Origin of the sequence: Citrobacter rodentium NBRC 105723 = DSM 16636 (assembly GCF_021278985.1) — a bacterium.
Taxonomy (GTDB): Bacteria; Pseudomonadota; Gammaproteobacteria; order Enterobacterales; family Enterobacteriaceae; genus Citrobacter_A; species Citrobacter_A rodentium.
In genome coordinates this window covers 4191117-4209339 of sequence record NZ_CP082833.1, presented here as the reverse complement: position 1 = coordinate 4209339, position 18223 = coordinate 4191117, and the positions used below count along the sequence as shown (strand labels likewise).

General features: G+C 59.4%; 18 protein-coding genes. 7 read left to right on the top strand and 11 right to left on the bottom strand.

Going from position 1 to position 18223, the window contains the following annotated elements; all coding sequences use genetic code 11:
- Window positions 1–8: 8 nt before the first annotated feature.
- Both ansA and sppA read right to left on the bottom strand, forming a co-directional pair.
- A complete protein-coding gene (gene ansA, locus K7R23_RS20020; RefSeq protein WP_012905563.1) occupies window positions 9–1025 on the bottom strand; it encodes an asparaginase in 1017 nt (338 codons plus the stop codon).
- A gap of 76 nt (window positions 1026–1101) precedes the next feature.
- Window positions 1102–2958, bottom strand: coding sequence for a signal peptide peptidase SppA (gene sppA, locus K7R23_RS20015; protein ID WP_012905564.1), 1857 nt, complete (start codon window positions 2956–2958; stop codon window positions 1102–1104).
- Between the two features lie 165 nt (window positions 2959–3123).
- On the opposite strand from sppA, the gene K7R23_RS20010 reads away from it, so the two are divergent.
- The 3 genes from K7R23_RS20010 (at window position 3124) to topB (ending at window position 6786) form a co-directional block, all read left to right on the top strand.
- Window positions 3124–3675, top strand: a complete 552-nt coding sequence (locus K7R23_RS20010; RefSeq protein ID WP_012905565.1) for an NAD(P)H nitroreductase — start codon at window positions 3124–3126, stop codon at window positions 3673–3675.
- 116 nt (window positions 3676–3791) lie between these two features.
- Window positions 3792–4835: a selenide, water dikinase SelD gene (selD, locus tag K7R23_RS20005; protein WP_012905566.1), complete on the top strand. Its 1044-nt coding sequence runs from the start codon at window positions 3792–3794 to the stop codon at window positions 4833–4835.
- Window positions 4836–4839: 4 nt separating this feature from the next.
- On the top strand, window positions 4840–6786 hold the full coding sequence (gene topB, locus K7R23_RS20000) for a DNA topoisomerase III (protein WP_012905567.1): 1947 nt from the start codon (window positions 4840–4842) through the stop codon (window positions 6784–6786).
- A 138-nt stretch (window positions 6787–6924) separates the two neighbouring features.
- Here the strand turns inward: topB and K7R23_RS19995 are convergent, their stop codons facing one another.
- Together K7R23_RS19995 and gdhA are read right to left on the bottom strand one after the other, a co-directional pair.
- Window positions 6925–7905, bottom strand: coding sequence for an IS110-like element ISCro4 family transposase (locus K7R23_RS19995; RefSeq protein WP_012904434.1), 981 nt, complete (start codon window positions 7903–7905; stop codon window positions 6925–6927).
- Window positions 7906–8171: 266 nt separating this feature from the next.
- Window positions 8172–9515 carry an NADP-specific glutamate dehydrogenase gene (gene gdhA / locus K7R23_RS19990; RefSeq protein ID WP_012905568.1) on the bottom strand — a complete coding sequence of 448 codons (1344 nt, stop codon included), beginning with the start codon at window positions 9513–9515 and terminating at the stop codon, window positions 8172–8174.
- 251 nt (window positions 9516–9766) lie between these two features.
- Here gdhA and K7R23_RS19985 point away from each other — a divergent pair, with 251 nt between their 5' ends.
- Window positions 9767–10027: a YnjH family protein gene (locus K7R23_RS19985; RefSeq protein WP_024132629.1), complete on the top strand. Its 261-nt coding sequence runs from the start codon at window positions 9767–9769 to the stop codon at window positions 10025–10027.
- On the opposite strand, the gene K7R23_RS19980 is transcribed toward K7R23_RS19985, so the two are convergent.
- Window positions 9987–10403, bottom strand: a complete 417-nt coding sequence (locus tag K7R23_RS19980; RefSeq protein WP_024132630.1) for a pyrimidine (deoxy)nucleoside triphosphate diphosphatase — start codon at window positions 10401–10403, stop codon at window positions 9987–9989. The two genes, K7R23_RS19985 and K7R23_RS19980, sit on opposite strands and share 41 nt — an antisense overlap.
- 75 nt (window positions 10404–10478) lie before the next feature.
- Here K7R23_RS19980 and K7R23_RS19975 point away from each other — a divergent pair, with 75 nt between their 5' ends.
- Both K7R23_RS19975 and K7R23_RS19970 read left to right on the top strand, forming a co-directional pair.
- Window positions 10479–11048 (top strand): carboxymuconolactone decarboxylase family protein, encoded by a 570-nt coding sequence (locus K7R23_RS19975; protein ID WP_024132631.1) that lies wholly within the window; start codon window positions 10479–10481, stop codon window positions 11046–11048.
- Entirely contained in the window at window positions 11041–11664 is a 624-nt protein-coding gene (locus tag K7R23_RS19970; RefSeq protein ID WP_012905572.1) for a CDP-alcohol phosphatidyltransferase family protein, read from the top strand. The genes K7R23_RS19975 and K7R23_RS19970 overlap by 8 nt, the downstream gene beginning before the upstream one ends.
- A 35-nt stretch (window positions 11665–11699) precedes the next feature.
- Here K7R23_RS19970 and K7R23_RS19965 read toward each other — a convergent pair whose 3' ends face one another.
- The 6 genes from K7R23_RS19965 to xthA all read right to left on the bottom strand — a co-directional run bounded on the left by K7R23_RS19965 (window position 11700) and on the right by xthA (window position 17890).
- Complete coding sequence (locus K7R23_RS19965; protein ID WP_012905573.1) at window positions 11700–13007, bottom strand: sulfurtransferase; 1308 nt, start codon at window positions 13005–13007, stop codon at window positions 11700–11702.
- An 86-nt stretch (window positions 13008–13093) separates the two neighbouring features.
- A complete protein-coding gene (locus tag K7R23_RS19960; protein WP_012905574.1) occupies window positions 13094–13726 on the bottom strand; it encodes an ATP-binding cassette domain-containing protein in 633 nt (210 codons plus the stop codon).
- Window positions 13726–15261, bottom strand: coding sequence for an ABC transporter permease family protein (locus K7R23_RS19955; protein ID WP_042623273.1), 1536 nt, complete (start codon window positions 15259–15261; stop codon window positions 13726–13728). Before K7R23_RS19955 ends, K7R23_RS19960 begins: the two co-directional genes overlap by 1 nt.
- A complete protein-coding gene (locus K7R23_RS19950) occupies window positions 15234–16397 on the bottom strand; it encodes an ABC transporter substrate-binding protein (protein ID WP_012905576.1) in 1164 nt (387 codons plus the stop codon). The genes K7R23_RS19955 and K7R23_RS19950 overlap by 28 nt, the downstream gene beginning before the upstream one ends.
- A 2-nt stretch (window positions 16398–16399) precedes the next feature.
- A complete protein-coding gene (locus K7R23_RS19945; protein WP_012905577.1) occupies window positions 16400–17074 on the bottom strand; it encodes a TVP38/TMEM64 family protein in 675 nt (224 codons plus the stop codon).
- 9 nt (window positions 17075–17083) lie between these two features.
- A complete protein-coding gene (xthA, locus tag K7R23_RS19940) occupies window positions 17084–17890 on the bottom strand; it encodes an exodeoxyribonuclease III (protein ID WP_012905578.1) in 807 nt (268 codons plus the stop codon).
- 87 nt (window positions 17891–17977) lie between these two features.
- Here xthA and K7R23_RS19935 point away from each other — a divergent pair, with 87 nt between their 5' ends.
- On the top strand, window positions 17978–18205 hold the full coding sequence (locus tag K7R23_RS19935) for a hypothetical protein (RefSeq protein WP_232796084.1): 228 nt from the start codon (window positions 17978–17980) through the stop codon (window positions 18203–18205).
- Window positions 18206–18223: the final 18 nt, after the last annotated feature.

Below are 18223 nucleotides of genomic sequence, written 5' to 3'. Positions count from 1 at the left end.
AGATCTCCTTAGTCGTCCGGCGTCAGTTCGCCACGCAGGTTTTGCCTCATGGCCTTGCGGATTGCCGCTGTGTCCAGACCCTGGCTTAACAGAAAATGCAGTTTGGTCAGCGTCGCCTCCACGGTCATATCCGCGCCGCCAATCACCCCGGCATGGGCCAGCGCGTTACCGGTGGCGTAACCGCCCATATTCACTTTGCCCGACATGCACTGCGTCAGGTTGACCACCACGATCCCGCGGTCGCTGGCCTCGCTCAGCTCGCGCAGAAACGCTTTATTCTGCGGCGCGTTGCCCACGCCATAAGAGCGCAGAATCAGCGCCTTCACCGGCTGGCGCAGAAAGTTCCGCACCACGTCGGCGGAAATGCCCGGATAAATGGTCACCACGCCAATCGGCTGCGGAGTGATAGGGTGGACGACTAACGGCCCGTCGCCATGTGGAGCGGGCGGGGTGCCGAGTCGCCGGATATGGATGCCGGCTTCCAGCAGCGGCTGAAGGTTGGGAGAGGCGAAGGCGTCAAAGCCGTCCGCGTGGGCTTTCGTCGTGCGGTTACCGCGAAACAGCCGATTGTTGAAAAACAGGGTGACTTCATTAATCGGATAATTGGCCGCCACGTACAGCGCGTTAAGCAGATTGATCTGCCCGTCTGAACGCAGCTCGGCCAGCGGGATTTGTGACCCTGTCACTATTACCGGTTTGCCAAGATTCTCCAGCATAAACGACAGCGCCGAGGCGGTGAACGCCATGGTGTCCGTTCCGTGCAGGATAACGAAGCCATCATACTCGTCGTAATGCGCCTGAATGTCGTCGGCAATATGCTGCCAGTCCGCCGGCGTCATATCGGACGAGTCCATCAGCGGAGCGTATTCATGAATAGTGAAGTCGGGCATTTCCGGACGATGGAATTCGGGCATCAGCGCCAGCTGGCGCTGAAGGTGACCGGAAACCGGAATGTAACCCTGTTCCGAACGCTGCATCCCAATGGTGCCGCCGGTATAGGCAACGTAAATAGATTTCTTCTGCATGATGATGTTCATTTTTCAGGGAAGAGGCGGACATTGTGGCCGGATGGCGGTTGGCTTTGCCATCCGGCGACATAATTTAGCGCATGTTAGCGCAGGTCAGACAAAAGGCATAACGGTTTTGCGGATCGTTAAACGCCGCCAGCTTGTCGCCTTCGGCTTTAACCGCGCTGGCGGCGGTGGCCAACGGCGCGGGCAGCATCGCCTGAATCGCCTGCGGCAGCATCGCGCGCACCGAGCCGGACATACTGTCCATTACCATATCGAAGAAGGACGGCTCGCTCTGATAATAGTCGATATGCCACTGTTTGAGTTTCGCCAGCTCAGCGGCTTTCGCCACCGCGTCATCGAAATCGCCCAGACTGTCGACGAGGCCGTTCGCTTTTGCGTCCTGACCGGTCCAGACGTGGCCCTGAGCGATTTTATCTACCTGCTCAGGCGTGGATTTACGCGACTCGGCGACCAGGGTGATAAAGCGCTTATAGCCATTCTCGATGCTCAGCTGCATGATTTGCTGAACTTCCGGCGGCAGGGCTTTGGTCATGGAAATATCCGCCAGCGGCGACGTCGCCACGCCATCGGTATGTACGCCAATGGAGTCCAGGCTGTTCTCAACGGTATTGATCACCCCGAAAATACCGATCGAGCCGGTCAGCGTGCTCGGGTTAGCGACAATGTAGCTGGCAGGCGTGGAGATCCAGTAGCCGCCGGATGCCGCCATACCGCCCATTGACACGACTACCGGCTTACCGGCCGCTTTCGCGGCGGCCAGCTCAGAGCGGATCACTTCCGACGCCGTCACGCTGCCGCCGGGGCTGTTTACGCGCAGGACTATAGCCTTCACTTTCGGGTCCAGACGGGCATCGCGAATTTGCGCGGCGGTGGTATCGCCGCCAACGTTCCCCGGCGTCTCCTCGCCATCCATAATCGCGCCGTTAGCAAACACCACGGCGACAGAGCTGCCGGTATCCGCAGGCGTATTCAGCGAGTAGTCGTAATAGCTTATCGCCCGATAGTTGTTATCAGACTTGCTCCAGCCAAACGCTTTGCTCAGCGCTTTTTCCATTTCGCTACTGGAAAGCAGGGCGTCAACCAGCTTATGGTCAAGCGCATATTTCGCGGTATCGCCGCCGACTTTTGTCAGGCCGTCCAGCACGCCCTGGGCGCCAGGGAACACCTGCTGCGCGGTGATCTGGCGGTTCGCCGCAATGGTGTTAAGGTAGTTCTGCCACAGTTCGCCAATCCAGCGGCTGTCCGCTTCGCGCGCGGCAGGGGACATATCGTCGCGGATAAATGGCTCAACGGCGGATTTATAGGTGCCGACGCGGAAGACGTGGGTCGATACCTTCAGCTTATCCAGCAGGGATTTGTAATACAGACCGTTGGTGGCGAAGCCATGCAGGTCAACGGACCCTTGCGGAGTCAGCCAGATCTTATTGGCGAAGCTTGCCAGGTAATACTGGCCCTGGCTGAAGTTATCGCCAATGGCATAGACCGGCTTACCGCTGTCGCGGAATTCGCGCAGCGCTTTACCGATGTATTGCATCGACGGCTGATCGGCGCCAGCGAAATCCTTCAGATCCATCACGATACCGGTGATGTTGCTATCGTCTTTCGCCTGGCGGATGGTGTTGACGATGTCAAACAGGGAGTTCTCCTGCAGGCGGTCAGAACTGGCGCCGAACAGCTGACGGCCAATCACGCCCAGGCGATTGGTGCTGGACGGCTTATCGACGATCACGCCGGAGATATCCAGCAGCAGGGCGCCGCGCGCGACCTTTTCGCTGCTGGCACCGTTGTTGACCTGCATCCAGATCCCGACGCCGACCAGGATCAGGAAAATAAAGAGCAAATTAAGCACCATTTCACGGACAAAATTCAGTAATCGCCACGTCCATTTAAAAAAACCGGCAATAAATCGCCACAGGGTTCGCATGTATTCTCCCTATCATTACCAATACGGCATCCGCTCAGGATGTGTGAGATGAGGCTATCCTAATGACCCGGCAGGCAGTTGTCAGCAGGAATCACCGTTGTCACTGTAACTAATTCTGCCCACATGTTAATTTTGTGAATATTTACCCTGACAGGAGTTAACCAAATGGATGCACTTGAATTACTTGTTAACCGCCGTAGCGCCTCGCGTCTGGCAGAGCCTGCTCCTGCCGGTGAGCAATTACAGAATATCCTGCGGGCGGGAATGCGGGCGCCCGACCATAAGTCCCTTCAGCCCTGGCATTTTTTTGTGATCGAGGGCGAAAGACGCGAGCGTTTCAGCGCCGTGCTGGAAAAAGGGGCGCTGGCCGCCGATGGCGATGAAAAAGCCATAGAAAAAGCGCGCAGCGCGCCGTTTCGCGCGCCGCTGATTATCGCGGTAGTGGCGAAGTGTCAGGAAAATCATAAAGTCCCGCTCTGGGAACAGGAGATGTCCGCCGGCTGCGCGGTGATGGCGATGCAAATGGCGGCGGTAGCGCAGGGCTTTGGCGGCATCTGGCGCAGCGGGGCGTTAACCGAAAGCCCGGTGGTGCGCGAGGCGTTTGGCTGTCGTGCGCAGGATAAAATCGTCGGTTTTCTCTACCTTGGCACGCCGCAGCTGAAAGCCTCCACCACCATTAACGTGCCGGACACGGCGCCATTCGTCACTTTATTCTAGAATAATCCGCAAAACTGTCTGGATTCTGAGCAAAGAGGCCGGAATTCAGACGCGCATACTTACCACATCAGGGAATGAGCGCTACCATAGCCCGATTGCAATGACAGGAGATGTCCATGAGCGAGCATGCTATTCGTTTAACGCAGTACAGCCACGGAGCGGGTTGTGGTTGTAAAATTTCCCCGAAAGTGCTGGAAACCATTCTGCACAGCGAGCAGGCGAAGTTTGTCGACCCGAACCTGCTTGTGGGCAATGAGACCCGCGACGACGCGGCGGTGTATGACCTGGGCAACGGCACCAGCGTTATCAGTACCACCGACTTCTTTATGCCGATCGTCGATAATCCATTTGATTTTGGCCGTATTGCGGCGACCAACGCCATCAGCGATATTTTCGCCATGGGCGGCAAACCGATTATGGCGATTGCCATTCTCGGCTGGCCTGTCAGTAAACTATCGCCGGAAATCGCCCGCGAGGTGACCGAAGGTGGGCGGTTTGCCTGTCGTCAGGCGGGGATTGCGCTGGCGGGCGGCCACTCGATTGACGCGCCGGAACCGATCTTTGGTCTGGCGGTGACGGGCGTCGTGCCTACCGAACGGGTAAAGAAAAACAGCACCGCGCAGGCGGGCTGCAAACTTTTCCTTACCAAGCCGCTTGGCATTGGCGTTCTGACTACCGCCGGGAAAAAGTCGCTGCTTAAGCCTGAGCATCAGGGGCTGGCGACGGAGGTGATGTGCCGGATGAATATCGCCGGCGCCGCGTTTGCTGAGATCGACGGGGTTAAAGCGATGACCGACGTCACCGGCTTTGGCCTGCTTGGCCACCTGAGCGAAATGTGCCAGGGCGCAGGCGTTCAGGCGCAGATCGACTACCAGGCGGTGCCGAAACTGCCGGGCGTTGAGGAGTACATTCGCCTTGGCGCAGTGCCGGGCGGCACCGAACGAAACTTTGCCAGCTATGGTCATTTGATGGGCGAAATGCCGCGTGAAGTGCGCGACCTGCTGTGCGACCCGCAAACTTCCGGCGGCCTGCTGCTGGCGGTGACGCCGGAAGCGGTAGCGGAAGTGCAGGCCGCCGCTGCAAAGTTCGCTATCGACCTGACGGCGATAGGCGAGCTGGTCGAGGCCCGCGGCGGGCGCGTCATGGTCGAGATCCGTTAATTCGATGCGGTTGTTTATTGCCGAAAAGCCGAGTCTGGCCCGCGCGATTGCCGATGTGCTGCCGAAGCCGCACCGTAAAGGCGATGGCTTCATCGAGTGCGGAAACGGGCAGGTGGTCACCTGGTGTATCGGCCACCTGCTGGAGCAGGCGCAGCCTGACGTCTATGACAGCCGCTATGCGCGCTGGAATCTTTCCGACCTGCCGATTGTGCCGGAAAAGTGGCAGTTGCAGCCGCGTCCGTCGGTGACCAAACAGCTTAATGTGATCAAGCGGTTCCTGCATGAAGCCAGTGAAGTCGTTCACGCCGGCGACCCGGATCGTGAAGGGCAGCTGCTGGTCGATGAAGTGCTGGATTACCTGCAGCTGGCGGCGGAAAAGCGTCAGCAGGTGCAGCGCTGCCTGATCAACGACCTGAACCCGCAGGCGGTAGAGCGGGCCATTGAGCGTCTGCGTTCCAACAGCGAGTTTGTGCCGCTGTGCGTTTCGGCGCTGGCGCGCGCCCGCGCCGACTGGCTGTACGGCATCAATATGACCCGCGCTTATACCATTCTCGGACGCAATGCTGGTTATCAGGGCGTGCTCTCGGTCGGGCGCGTCCAGACGCCGGTGCTGGGGCTGGTGGTGCGTCGCGACGAAGAAATTGAGAACTTTATTCCAAAAGATTTCTTTGAGGTGAGAGCGCATATCGTCACTCCCGCTGACGAGCGTTTTATCGCTATATGGCAGCCGAGCGAAGCCTGTGAGCCGTATCAGGACGAGGAGGGGCGACTGCTGCACCGTCCGCTGGCCGAGCATGTGGTGAACCGGATCAACGGTCAACCGGCCTTCGTCACCAGCTATAACGATAAACGGGAATCAGAATCCGCGCCGCTGCCGTTTTCGCTTTCCGCCCTGCAGATTGAGGCGGCAAAGCGTTTCGGCCTGAGCGCGCAAAACGTTCTCGACATCTGCCAGAGGCTGTATGAAACCCATAAACTGATCACCTACCCGCGTTCTGACTGCCGCTACCTGCCGGAAGAGCACTTTGCCGGTCGTCATGCGGTGATGAACGCTATCGGCGTTCACGCGCCGGATCTTCTGCCGCAGCCGGTGGTTAACCCGGATACCCGCAACCGCTGCTGGGATGATAAAAAGGTCGATGCGCACCACGCCATCATTCCTACTGCGCGCAGTTCGACAATCAACCTCAGCGAAAATGAAGCGAAGGTTTATAACCTGATTGCGCGTCAGTATCTGATGCAGTTCTGTCCGGATGCGGTGTTCCGCAAATGTGTGATAGAGCTGGAGATCGCCAAAGGCAAATTTATCGCCAAAGCGCGCTTCCTGGCGGAAGCCGGGTGGCGCACGCTGCTGGGCAGTAAAGAGCGCGACGAGGAGAACGACGGAACGCCGCTGCCGGTGGTGGCGAAAGGTGATGAGCTGCTGTGTGAAAAGGGCGAGGTCGTTGAGCGTCAGACCCAGCCACCGCGGCACTTTACCGACGCCACGCTGCTGTCGGCGATGACGGGGATCGCCCGCTTTGTGCAGGATAAAGATCTGAAGAAGATCCTGCGCGCCACCGACGGGCTGGGAACGGAAGCGACCCGCGCCGGGATTATCGAGCTGTTGTTTAAGCGCGGTTTTTTAACCAAAAAAGGGCGCTATATTCACTCGACCGACGCTGGCAAAGCGCTGTTCCACTCGCTGCCGGAGATGGCGACCCGTCCCGATATGACCGCGCACTGGGAGTCGGTGCTGACGCAAATCAGCGAAAAGCAGTGCCGCTATCAGGATTTTATGCAGCCGCTGGTAGGAACGCTGTATCAGCTGATCGATCAGGCGAAGTCGACGCCGGTTCGCCGCTTTCGCGGCATTGTCGCCCCCGGCGGCGGAAGCAGCGAGAAGAAAAAGAGCGCGCCGCGTAAGCGGGCGGCGAAAAAAAGCCCGCCATCGGCAGAGGCGGGCCTGTAGTTCGTTGTTCGTATTGGTGGGTCTGCTTTGTAGATACTGTTATCGCCTGCAAGCTTTTTTATTTTCCGCCTTACCGGATTGCAGGCATACCAGTCACAGCGCCGTCAGGCGCTGTTTTTTCATCCCTTCCACCATATTTTACGCTGCTACCGGATTATGCCGGGACGCATCGAACGGCACGCCTGACTTCAGAACACCGTACGCCACCTGCGCCAGCTTGCGCATCATCGCACCGATTATCACTTTCCCTTTTTTACCGTTCCCTGCCAGACGGTCACGGAACGCTCTTCCCCATTCCGTTTTACTTACCGCCACCATCGCAGGCATATACAGCGCCCTGCGAAGCGACGCATGTCCGGCTTTACTCATCCGGCTGGCCCTGTTCACACTGCTGCCTGATTCATACCGCCGCGGCGTCAGACCCGCAAAAGCGGCGAACTGCCTGGCATGGGTGAAGCGCTCCTTCAGACCGGTATAAGCCAGTAATACCGCGGACGTTTTCTCCCCGATGCCCGGGATACTTTCCAGCAGCTTCCTGCGGTGCTTCATATCCGGGTCATCATCCGTCAGGTCCTTTATCTGCTTTTCGATGCGCTTAAGTTCGGCATGAAGCCACAGCAGATGGGCGTCTATACTCGGACGCTGCACCTCACGCGCTGTCTCCAGGCGGTTCAGCTCCTGCGTGTGCATGTCCGTCAGCGACTGATGGCGCAGCACCAGAGCCCGCAGGGCCCGTTCAACCGGATGCGGGGCTTCCCACGCCGGAGGGCGCTTCTGACGACAGAACTCTGCCAGCATACGGGCATCCACTGCATCGGTTTTGCTGCGCAGACCTTCACTCTGTGCAAAGGCTTTACCCAGGGCGGGGTTGATGACGGAGACGGTGTAACCGGCATCACTGAGATGAGCGGCAACGTCTTCCATATACGTACTGGTGGCTTCCATGCAGATATGTGCCGGTGCCACGCGATGACCGCTGAGCCAGCGGAGAAGTTCGTCGTGGCCCTTCGGGGTGTTGGCAAATTTTTTGCTGCGGTGACGGCCATCAGGCCGCAACACATCGACATCCAGCTTAGCTTTAGAGACATCGATACCGATAAAATGAAGTTCCTGTTCCATAGTGAGACCAGCCTTGTGAATGCGGATTACCGGGAAAACCGGTCCATGATACTGTCCGGTTTGTCACTTGTGGAGAACGGCGGTCCGCTGCATAAATCTACGTCACAGGTTATTAGCCTGAGGCCTGATACGGCATGCGGACCGCATGGCAGAGAGAACTGGCCGGTTCTCCCTGCACTGAAGGGATAATACAAGGCCTGATAAGCAGAGCGCCATCAGGCAATCAATGCCGGATGGCGGCTTCGCCTTATCCGGCCTACGGAAAATTAAATCACGCCCTGGCCGAACATCGCGTCGGCGACTTTTACAAAGCCCGCGATATTGGCGCCGCGCACGTAGTTGGTCTGCTTGTCTTCGCCGCCATACTCCACGCAGGCGTGGTGGATATCCAGCATAATGTGGTGCAGACGGGCGTCCACTTTTTCCGCTTTCCAGCTCAGACGCGCGGCGTTCTGCGCCATCTCCAGACCGGAAGTGGCAACGCCGCCTGCGTTTGCCGCTTTACCCGGCGCGAACAGGACACCAGCGTCGAGGAACAGGTCGGTAGCTTCGATGGTGGTCGGCATGTTGGCGCCTTCGGCGACCGCCTTCACGCCGTTGGCGATCAGCATACGCGCGGCGTCAACATCCAGTTCGTTCTGCGTCGCACACGGCAGGGCGATATCCACCGGCACCGACCACGGCTGTTTGCCTTCCAGCCAGGTCAGGCCAAACTCTTTGGCATAAACGGACAGGCGGCTGTCACGATTTGCTTTGATTTCGCACAGGCGCGCCAGCTTCTCTTTGCTGAAGCCGCTTTCATCCACCACCGTACCGCTGGAATCCGATGCCGTCACCACGCGTGCGCCAAATTCCATTGCTTTTTCAATAGCGTATTGCGCCACGTTGCCGGAGCCGGAAACCGCCACGCGCATCCCTTCGAAACCGAGGCCGTGACGTTTGAGCATCGCTTCGGTGAAGTACACCAGCCCATAGCCGGTGGCTTCCGGACGGATCAGGCTGCCGCCGAAAGAAAGCCCTTTGCCGGTAAAGACGCAGGCGCTGTTATTGGATAGCTTACGCATCATCCCGGCCATAAAGCCCACTTCGCGGCCGCCGACGCCGATATCCCCGGCCGGAACGTCAGTATCCGGCCCCAGGTGGCGGTAGAGCTCGGTCATCAGCGCCTGGCAAAAGCGCATCACTTCGCCTTCGCTTTTGCCTTTCGGATCGAAATCGCTGCCGCCTTTCCCGCCGCCCATCGGCAGGGTGGTGAGGGCGTTTTTAAAGGTTTGCTCAAAGCCGAGGAATTTCAGGATGGAGAGGTTAACCGAGGGGTGGAAGCGCATCCCGCCTTTGTACGGGCCAATCGCCGAGTTAAACTGCACGCGCCAGGCGCGGTTAACCTGAACCTGATTGCGGTCGTCGAGCCACACGACGCGAAACTGGATCACACGCTCTGGCTCAACCAAACGTTCCAGTAATGACATTTCTCGATAACGTGGGTTTTGTTCAAGGAACGGCCACAGGGTGGTCATCACTTCACGAACGGCCTGCGCGAACTCGGTCTGATCCGGGTCGCGCTTTTGTACATGGTTGAAGAACGATTCCAGAGAGCGTGTCTGATCCATAGATATAAGTACCTCTTATATGTCAATAATGTGGTTGTCGTTGTTTTTTGTTAACGTATTTGCCGTTTTTGACTATACCACCAGCAATGTGACGGGAAGCAAGGAAAAAATCGTGAGGCCAGGCAAATTAATAACCCGCTCTCGGTCATAATAAAAAACGATGACGGCAGAGAGTAAAGTTTTCCGAAGAAATGACCGTTATAGTCAGAACAGATCCGTAATGTTAAGGAGTTCCAGTGCGATATTTCGTTATGGCAACCGCGCTGATGGCGCTCTCATTTTCCACGCTCGCTAACCCCCTGATTCGCCCGGAAGTGGAGGTGAACGTGCCGCCGGAGGTCTTTAGCAGCGGCGGCCAGCGCGCACAGCCCTGTGCTCAGTGCTGTATTTATCAGGATCGCGCCTATTCCGAAGGGGCAGTCATTAAGGCCGAAGGCGTGCTGTTGCAGTGCCAGCGAGATGAAAGGACGCTCAGCACGAATCCGCTGGTCTGGCGGCGCGTGAAAGTATAAAGGCGTTAAGCAGAGGAATATCGGCAGGCGCAAGCGGATAGTCCAGCGCGGCGACGGGGGCGCACCACGCGAGCTGCTGATGCTCATGGGCGGTTAACTCGCCGCGAAACGCCGGAACGTGCCAGGCGTGCAGATGTATCAATCGTCCTGAAACTTCGTGCTGATGGCTGGCGATATATGCCCCGATCGTGGCCTCAATCCCCAGCTCTTCCCTGAGTTCGCGAGCGAGCGCCTGCGGCTGCGTTTCGCCGGGTTCGACTTTCCCGCCGGCAAATTCCCACAAGCCCGCCTGATCCGCATGAGCCGGGCGCTGGGCGAGCAAAATTTTTCCATCGCGCTCAATAATGGCGGCGACCACGTCGAGAGTTTTCATCATATTCGTCAATGTTTAACAGCAGAAAGTGACATACTATCGTTATCTTTGTCTGACCAGAAGTCCCGGGAGTCCTCCTTGAACGATCCGCAACCGTGGGTTAAGCCATTAACCCGCCTTCCTTCAGGCCTGAAGCCGCTGACGATGGCCCAGAAAAAACACTATGGCGAGGTGCTGCACCCCACGCGCTGGTGGGGACGGATGCCGTTTCTGTTCTGGCTGGTGGCGCTGTTTGTCGGCTTTCTGGAGCGCAGGCGCGCGCGGCTGACGCCAGAGATGCGCGCGCTGCTGATGTCCCGCGTTTCGCAGGCGTGCCACTGCGCGTTCTGCATTGATGCGAACAGCCTGCGCCTGGCGGAACGCTGCGGCGCGATGGACAAAGTGCTGGCGGTCGCGCAGTGGCAAACGTCAGCGCTGTTCAGCGCGCAGGAGCGCGTGGCGCTGGCCTATGCCGATGCGGTTACCGCCACCCCGCCGCAGGTTGATGAGGCGCTGAAGGCGCAAATGAAACAGCATTTCAGCGATGACGAGATTAGCGAAATGACCGCGCTGCTGGCGTTTCAGAATCTCTCCGTGCGCTTTAACGCCGCGCTGGATATTCCATCCCAGGGGCTGTGCGACAGCCAGAAAGGAGCGCCGCGTGCTTGACCGTCATCTGCATCCGCGGCTGAAGCCGCTGTTACACCGCTGCGCCGGTCTGCTCGACAGGCCGGGCTTCTCCCCGGACGGGATCACGCTGACCGGCTTTGCCATCGGCGTGCTGGCGCTGCCGTTCCTCGCGCTGGAATGGTATCCGGCGGCGCTGGTCGCCATTGTGCTGAACAGAGTGCTTGACGGACTGGACGGCGCGCTGGCGCGGCGGCGAGGGCTGAGCGACGCGGGGGGCTTTCTCGATATCTCGCTCGATTTTCTGTTTTACGCGCTGGTGCCGTTCGGTTTTATTCTGGCGGATCCGCAGCAAAACGCGCTGGCGGGCGGCTGGCTGCTGTTCGCTTTTATCGGTACCGGCAGCAGTTTTCTGGCATTTGCCGCGCTGGCGGCGAAGCACAATATCGCGAATCCCGGCTATGCGCATAAATCGTTCTATTATCTGGGCGGGCTGACGGAAGGGGCGGAAACCATTTTCCTTTTCGTTCTGGCCTGCCTTTTACCGCACTATTTTGCGCCGATGGCGTGGATATTTGGCGCGCTGTGCTGGTTAACGACCGCAACGCGGGTCTGGAGTGGTTATCTGACGCTGAAAGCGCTTCAGCGTCAGGGGTGAGGTTTCGCCGGATCGCTTATCCGGCGTTTGAACGGTTACAGGCTGCTCTGCGGACCGCGCTCGCCGCGCGCTACCGGATTTTTCGGATCGCGGCTCCACTCGTACCAGCCGCCGTCATACACGGCGACGTTCTGCCAGCCCATCGCCCTGGCGTACATGAAGGTTTCTGAGGCGCGCCAGCCGGTGCCGCAGTAAAAAGCGACCTGCTGATCCGGCAGAATGTTCCACTGCTTCCACATCGCGGCGATATCGTCTGCGCTGCGCATGGTGCCGTCCGGGTTATGGAAATCTTCCATGTGGGTCGAGTCGCTGCCCGCATGACCCCAGCGCGCCCCGGCGATCTCGCCTTTCGGCTTGATGTAGCTGTAGCCGCTGGTGACGCCGATAAATTCCGGCCATGAGCGAATGCTGACCAGCGAGGCGTCCTGACGATGCAGCAGCCCGCGCGCCTGTTCCGTGTTCAGCATCAATTGCGGCTGCGCCGGAATGGTCGCGCCGAAATCCGTTTCAGGCTTCACTTGCGTCGGCGTTCCGCGCTCGACTGGTAAGCCTGCGTCGGACCAGCTTTGCCAGCCGCCGTCGAGCAGGCGCACGTCTTTTACCCCGGCGTAAAGCATAATTTGCGCCACGCGCGCAGCGGCATAGACGTCGCGCCCGTAGAGGATCATCGTGGTGTCGTGGCGAATGCCGTGTTTCGCCAGCATTGCTTTCAGGTCGGCATCAGAGACTTTGTTCCACAGCGGTTCGCTTTCCACCTCATTGGTGTCAATGTAACTGGCACCGGGAATATGGCTGAGCAGATAGAACTTCGGCGCGCCCCAGGCGACTTCGATCACCTTCCAGTCACCGGCGGGTTTCGCCGTTACCGCTTTCCCCTGTTGCAGATCGTGCAGCCATTGCGGATAGACCAGCTGTTCGAAATGCGCCAGTCGTTGCAGATGGGCAGGCGTCTGCAACGCATCGCTGAGCGTGGCGATCTGCTGAAGCCCCGCCTGTCGCAGACGAGTTTTCACTGCCTGAATATCGCCATTGCTGCCGTACAGCGCGACCGGCGTGTCGGTCTTGATCTGATGCTGTTTAAGCCAGTTGTCCAGCTGCTGGTCGCTCATCTTATCAAGCCAGCTGGCGGAAAGGTTAAGGGCGGAAGGTTCGTGTCCGGAAGGGCCGTTAAGGCTTTGCGGCCAGCCGTTGTAGAAGGCGCTTTGGCGGGTGTCGATCGCCGTTCCGTGCTGTTGTTGCAGCTGAGTAAAATTGAGCGCCTGCGCCATATCCTCAGCCCAGGAAGAAGCGCAAGCCAGCCCAAGAGCCATTGCCAGCGCGGTCATTTGAGAAACACGTTTCATCTAATTGCCCGACGTTGAGATAAGAGGGCGTCATTCTGGGCCTCCTTGCGGCGAAAAACTTTGCGTTAACGCAGGGTGTATGCAATTCACGATGGCGGCGTCAGGTACAACACGCGTCCGCCGGACGGTATATCCTGCTCATCATGAGTGACCTGCACCACCGGAATATTGCGGCGGCGTACTTCGGCAAACACCCACTGGCGGAAATCGGCGCGCCGGTCGGCGTCAAGACGGCTGAAGGGTTCGTCGAGCAGCAGCGCCCGCGGCTGCGCCAGCAGGGCGCGAAGCAGGGCAATCCGCGCGCGCTGACCACCGGAGAGCGACGCCGGATCGCGGGAGAAAAACCCCGCCATCCCCGCGTGCTCCAGCGCATGAAGCACCGCGTCTCGCCGCGATGCGCCTTTCACCCCCGCGGGCAGCGCCAGCAGCAGATTTTGCCCGACGCTGAAGTGATCAAACAGCAGCGCATCCTGAAATAAAATGCCCACCTGCCGCGCGGCGGTGGGCAGCAGGTCGATTCGCCGATCGTCGAGCCACATTTCGCCTTCGGCCGTTAGCGGAGACGACAGCGCGCCCACCATCCAGGCCATCAGCGAGGACTTACCGCAGCCGGAAGGCCCCATTAAGGTGACAATGTCACCTTTTGCCACGTCGAAAGTTAACGGCCCGCAAAGCCGGGTATGTTTCAGAGCGAGAGAAAGATGGCGAACGGTAAGCATCAGCGCAGTCCTTGTCGGGCGCGCCCGACCCAGTGTGAAATTCCGCCTGCCAGCATAAAGACCAGCAGCGGCAACAGCATTTGCCACAGCGCCTGCGCCGCCATGATCCCGCTACTGCCGCCGCTGCTGAGCGCGACGGCCTCTGTCGTCAGCGTGGGAAAGCGCCCCGCGCCGAGCCACAGCGTCGGCATATATTGCGCAATGCTGACCGAGAAGCCGACCGCCAGCGCGGCCAGCGCCGGGCGCAGCATCAGCGGACATTTCAGGTAGCAGAAAATCCGCAGCGGCGACCAGCCCAGCGTTTGCGCGACCAGCACCAATCGCGGGTCGATGCTTTGCCAGGCAGGCTTCAGCACAAACAGCATCCACGGCGTCACCCACAGCAGATGTCCCCAGATCAGCGTGGTATACAGGCCGTCCTGTCCGAGACGCAGCGCAATGGCGTATTGTCCGGCAACCAGCGGTAGCGCCGGAAGAAAAATCGGCAGCCATACCCAGCGGTGACCGCGCTGCGGCCCCCACTCCAGCCAGAGCAGCAGGATTATCAGCGCCAGTACGCTGGCGATAATGCCCGACAGCAGGCTGTTGTTCAGCGCCTCGCGATCGAGGGCGGAATGGGTGGCGGTAGCGGCCAGGACGACGGCGCAGAGAAGCCCCGTCAGCGGCAGAAGGCGTGTGAGGATGCCGCCCGCCAGCGCCGGAGAGTGACGCTGACGCAGGCCGCTGACGTCAAGAAACGTTCGCCGCCAGCTGCGCCAGAAAAGATAAGCGGGCAGCGCGAAAACGATGGGCAGCAGCGCCAGCAGCAGGCTTGCCAGCGTGCCTTTGATCTGCTGCGCGCTGTCGCCCTGGCTTAACCATTGCCAGCTTAGAACCGCCAGCGTCGGCGGGTTGCCGGGGCCGAGAATCATCGCCACATCCACCGTCGACAGCGTCCAGGCGATCACCGCCAGCATTATCGCCCCCAGCGCGGGCGCGGTGGCGGGCAGGATCAGCCAGCGGAGCGCCTGCCAACGGCTGTAGCCGAGGGAATCGAGAACCACCATGTGCTGCGTAAGCCGTTTTTCGCTCAGTACGACCGCCAGCACCCACAGTACAAAGGCGCTCTCTTTAACCGCCAGCGTGACGCCCATTCCGATAGCGTAGCCGTCCATCGGCGGCGTCAGAAACGGCAGTGCGCGCCAGAGTAAGCCGCCATCGGCAAACAGCAGCAGCGCCGCGCTGGCGAACGCGACGTGGGGGATCGCCAGCAGCCACGGCAGCCGTCTGCTCAGCTGACGCCATTTGTCACCGGGCCAGATCGCCACGACGATCGCCAGGGCGATAAACAGCGCGCCGGCGGCGGCAATCAGTACCGAAACGAGGGTAGCCAGCAGGGCCTGCGGCAACTGCGGATCGGCGAACAGCGCCTGCCAGTTCGCCAGCGAAAAAGCGGGCCGGAGCAGCAGAAAGGCGGCAGGCGGCAGCGGCGAGTAGACGACTGCCATGCCCAGCCATGCCAGCAGGATCAGCGCGTACCGTAACGGCGCAGCCATTCCTGCTCCAGTGCGTTAACCCAGGCCGCGTGCGGTTCAGGCAGTACGGCGGGCAGACCCGCTGGGGTATAAGCGGCTAACGCCTCCCGCTGGGCGGCGGGCAGCTTTTGCGGATCCAGCACCGACGGGTCGCCCCAGATGGTCGGATCGGCCTTGCGCAGCTGCGCCTGCGGCGAAAGCAGGAAGTTCGCCACCACTTTGGCTCCGGCGCTGGCGCGGGCGTTAGCCGGGATGGTCACGAAGTGGACGTTGCCAATCATGCCTGTGGAAAAGCCGAAGCTGTAGCTGCTTGCGGGCAGTTCGCCGCTGGCGATTTTTTGCTGCGCGTGGGCCGGATTAAAGGTCATCGACAGGCGCAGCGTGCCGCTGTTTAACAGGGTATCCATTCGCGCCGGGGTGGGGGGGAAATCTTTTCCCTGCCGCCACAGGTACGGATGCAGGGCGTCGAGATAGTGCCACAAAGGGGCGGTCACCTCAGTGAACGAGGCGTTATCCGGCGCCGTGTTAAGGGCTTCCGGGCGCCTGGTCAGCGAAATCAGCAGCTGTTCCAGGAAGGCCGTACCGGTGAAATCCGGCGGTCGCGGGTAGCTGACGGCGCCCGGATGGGCTTTGGCGAACGCCAGCAGCGCCTGCGGACTTTGCGGCGGCTGCGGCGTGACCTTACGGTCGGCGATAAAGGTTAGTTGCGCGCCGCCCCAGGGGGATTCTGCGCCGTCGGTGGGAATGGAAAAATCTTCGCGCACCGGCTTTTGCGTATCGACGTAGCGCCAGTCTGGCAGCGTTTCCGCCCAATGACTTTGCAACAGTCCCGCCTGTTTCAGCGTGCGGAAGTTTTCGCCGTTCACCCACAGCAGATCCACCGAACCGCCGCTTTTGCGTCCGGCGGCGGCTTCGGTCTGGATGCGCCTGACCGCATCGGCGGCATCCGCCAGATGGACGATTTTAAGATCGATGGCATAATGGGTTTTCATCTCGCCGCTGACCCAGTCCAGATACCGGTTGATTGCGCTGTCGCCGCCCCAGGCGTTAAACCATACCGTCTGGCCTTTGGCCTCCTCTTTGATCTGCTGCCAGCTCTCCGCAGCATGAAGCTGGGCGCTTAACAAAAGGCCGGCAATAACATATCCCCAACGCATCGTTACTCCTGAATAAAACGTGTCGCCAGCCAGCGAGAGGCCAGCGGTAAAAGCCCGAGCAGGGCGAAGGCGGCCAGCATAGCCGGAGAGAGAATCTCACGCATTGATGTCAGCTGACTTAACTGGCGTCCGGCGTTCAGATAAACCAGCGTGGCGGGCAGCATCCCCAACTGGCTGACCCACCAGTAGCGGCGAACGCCAACGGTCGTTAATCCCGCCAGCAGATTCACCATCACAAACGGGAACAGCGGCATCAGGCGTAGCGCAAAAAGGTAGAATACGCCGTCCCGCGCCATGCCGCGATTCAGCGCCGCCATCTGGCGGCTGAAACGGCGCGTTACCTGTTCACGCAGCAGGTAGCGGCTGGCGAGCATCGCCAGCGTGGCCCCCAGCGTCGAGGCGAAAGAGACCAGCAGCGCGCCCTGGCAAAGACCAAACAGCGCCCCGCCGAGCAGGGTCAGCAGCGCAGCGCCGGGAACGGACAGCGCCGCCACCGCGGTGTAGAGCAGAAAATAGAGCGCCGCGCAGAGAAAAGGCGACTGGCGCTGCCAGTCCGCCAGCAGAGAATGATTGCGCCTGATCGTCTCAAGGGTAAGAAGGCCGGGGGGCATCGCCCATACCACCCCGACTATACAGAGGACGATCAGGCCCGTTAACAGGCGTTTCTTTGACTTCACCGGCGTCGATCAAACGTCAAACTTCGCCCACACCGGCGCGTGATCGGACGGTTTTTCCATGCCGCGAATCGCATAGTCGATGCCGGTTTCCACGCAGCGCTCCGCCAGCGGCTGGCTGGCCAGCAGCAGATCGATGCGCAGGCCGCGGTTATCGTCAAACCCTTTCGAGCGGTAGTCAAACCAGGAGAATTTATCGTTCGTTTCCGGGTGCGCATGGCGGAAGGTGTCCACCAGCCCCCAGTTCAGCAGGCGGTCCATCCATTCGCGCTCTTCCGGCAGGAAAGAGCATTTCCCGGTGCGCAGCCAGCGCCTGCGGTTCTCTTCACCGATGCCAATATCGCGATCTGACGGGCTGATATTCATATCACCCATGATTAGTACGGGATTATCGCGCTTCAGTTCGCTGTCGAGGTAATTCTGTAAGTTCTGATAAAACTGCGCTTTGGCCGGGAATTTAAGCGGATGGTCGCGGCTTTCGCCCTGCGGGAAATAGCCGTTGATAACGGTGACATTGCCCAGCGGCGACGGGAGTTCCGCCATGATGATCCGGCGCTGCGCCTCCTCGCCATCGTCCGGGAAGCCGCGGCGAACGGCAATGGGCGTCTCTTTGGTCAGCAGCGCCACGCCGTAATGGCCTTTCTGGCCGTGATAAAAGACGTTGTAGCCGAGCCTGGCGACATCCTCGAGCGGGAACATGTCATCATGAACTTTTGTCTCCTGCAGGCCAATGACGTCCGGTTGGTGTTTTTCGACGATGGCTTCCAGTTGATGAGGTCTGGCGCGCAGGCCGTTGATATTAAAAGAGACAAATTTCATAGTCGCTGCCACTTTACTGGGTGAATAGTGCAGGGATGGTAGCAGAATTTCCGCTGCCTGACTGCCACTTGTCGCCAGTTTCCGCGAATGATGGCGAATACGATTAACGATGGGGCACAGCCTGCGCTTTTTATGGGCAGAGTGCTGCGCAATGAGGCAATACTTTCCGGTAAATTTCGCAGGCGATCACAAATCCAGAATTATATTTGGTTTTTGCATAATACTTCAGATTTTCATCCATTAGTTCCTCTTTCCGGTAAATATATTCACTTTTTATGCAATAAAAGTGCATATCGTCAGGTTTTAAGCCGTTGATTTTGCGTTTCCGGCTCT